At 40.9% G+C, this 2182-nt stretch carries 2 protein-coding genes; both read right to left on the minus strand.

What is annotated here, in order from left to right; all coding sequences use genetic code 11:
- Window positions 1-361: 361 nt before the first annotated feature.
- Window positions 362-1303, minus strand: a complete 942-nt coding sequence (locus tag ICN41_RS11165; RefSeq protein ID WP_370629131.1) for a nucleotidyl transferase AbiEii/AbiGii toxin family protein — start codon at window positions 1301-1303, stop codon at window positions 362-364.
- On the minus strand, window positions 1303-1947 hold the full coding sequence (locus ICN41_RS11170) for a DUF6088 family protein (RefSeq protein WP_223146617.1): 645 nt from the start codon (window positions 1945-1947) through the stop codon (window positions 1303-1305). Before ICN41_RS11170 ends, ICN41_RS11165 begins: the two co-directional genes overlap by 1 nt.
- Window positions 1948-2182 lie beyond the last annotated feature (235 nt).

The following is a 2182-nucleotide window of genomic DNA, read 5'->3' on the forward strand; positions in this document are numbered from 1 at the left end:
ATGGAGTCTTCGCGGGTACAAGCCCTAGAAAATCCATTTGGTCCCAAAGTATTGGGGATGTGATTGGTAAAGGTGAAAACCATGTGGTCGGTACCGGACGTAAAGCATGTGTCCGGTACGTACCTTGATATTGCTGGTGGGCCCACCAGGACTTGAACCTGGGACCAAAGGATTATGAGAGCAGATATCTAAGGTAGACCCATATAAACAGGGGATCTGCGGGTGGTCAGTGCCGGTGTGTAAGCAAATGTGTAAGCAAATTCACCAATTTACTAGAAGAGCTCTATCGGGCTTTGGTTTTCGAAACCAAAGGAATTTTGGAACAACCATCTAACACTTCGTTGCTCCAAAATGGATTTACCTACAAAACCTTTAGATGCTGACTAATCCGATTTAATAGATCAGGAAAATTTGGCTGGCCTTTGTAATATAGGCTAGCTACTTTTTGATATTCTGATTCAAACAACTTTCGGTCTTCCGAATCACTCAGAAGAAAAGCTGGGTTTTGAGAAATGATTAAATTATCGGACTTGGGAAAACGCTCTACCTTCCTAGTCTGATACCTATCAGTCTTAATAAATTCCAACACTGATGAGCAATCCAAGAGGCAATATACGTCGTAGTAATGCCTTAGGAAGTTCTTAGGAAATCCTTTGCCATCTTTGTATTGGCGATACTTCGTAGAGATGGTTTGCAATTTTTCCACAAAAGTATATTCAGGCAAGTAACACAAGATATTTTTGGCTCTATTGTCATCAATGTCTTTGACGTACTTAATCGCATAATCGTATGCCCACGATGAAATATCTACCGGCTGATTGGGTGCCGTATCGTCAAAGCCTAACTCTAATAAAACACCATCCTTTAAACCACCCAACGATGGCATTATTGATTGGTAATTTAAGCGGACCCCACCACTGCGCATTTTTTCTGAGTCATCAAATGCATGATCTCGCACAACATCTTGTATACCAAGAATCTTCAGTTCACTGGCCACCCAATCGTAAAAATCAGATCGAGATTTTATGTGCGCTTCTTTATCTTGATTTTTGCCAGTCTTAACATCCATGCCTACTGGCGGCTTAATGCGGATATCAATATCTTCGGAAAAGCGATGAATGAGTCCAAACCCCTTGGATAATGAAGTTCCGCCCTTCAGTTCAAATGTAAATCCTTGTTGCTGCAATCCCCAAAGGCAATGCATGATCCAATAATCCTTTTCAACCAATGTGGGATCAATACCCATATTGTCTGATACAGCAGCAATCAGATCTTTGAAATCCTTATGTTCATGCAAAAGCACTAAGTACTCGCTCTCTGCGTATCACGCAACCAAGATGAAACCCGCTTCTTTGTTCTTCCTGCCCCATAAGCACTAACTGTTTTTTGCAATTTAGTAGTTTCAAACTTATTTAACTGCTTCTCTGCCTTAGCCAATACATCATCTTTATTCTCGGCAAGCGAATCTAGATTATTCAATAGATCTACCAATAAGAATTCTTTATCCAGCTTTTTTGGAAAGCGCGGTTTTACCCGAAATTCAAAACTTCTATTACCCAATTTAAAGACGCCATGGCGTTTATGGTTGTACACCACAGTCTTGTTATAGAGCTGGGTTGTTCCTAGACCCAAGGAGTTGTAGCTATTAGGTGAGAGCAACAAAAAGTTCTCGTCTTTTAAAAAGGCTTCTACTAGCACATTGTCTTTCGGAGGCACCCTACCAAATACAGATGATTTGGGTGCGTAATATAGTCCTTGGGCAAGCTTTTCTAAATCACCTGCATCAACCAATTGTTTTAAATGACGATCAACTGCATTGGAGTCACCTAAAAGATCCTCTCTTCTATAGACATGACCCCTCTTAAGGTGCGAGCGAAGCCTCCCCAATGCGCTATTGCGTAATTCAGGCGAAGTACTTAAGGAGGGTTTTACTGGCTCTTTTTGCATGATTTTTTATTGAAATTTCATGCATATTAGCATAGGTACACGATCTTAACAAGCGTTACTTAAAGTAACCCTCAAAAGACAAAACCCCCACCATTACTGATGAGGGTTTTGTACGACTCGACACATAGTTAACACTTTATACCGGACACATACTTTACAGTTTTTGGCATAGGAGGGACCACTCTATGCCGTGGAATGAAAGTACGAAGATGGATGAAAAGCTACGTTTTGTGTC

The organism is Polynucleobacter sp. 15G-AUS-farblos, from assembly GCF_018882445.1.
GTDB lineage: Bacteria > Pseudomonadota > Gammaproteobacteria > Burkholderiales > Burkholderiaceae > Polynucleobacter.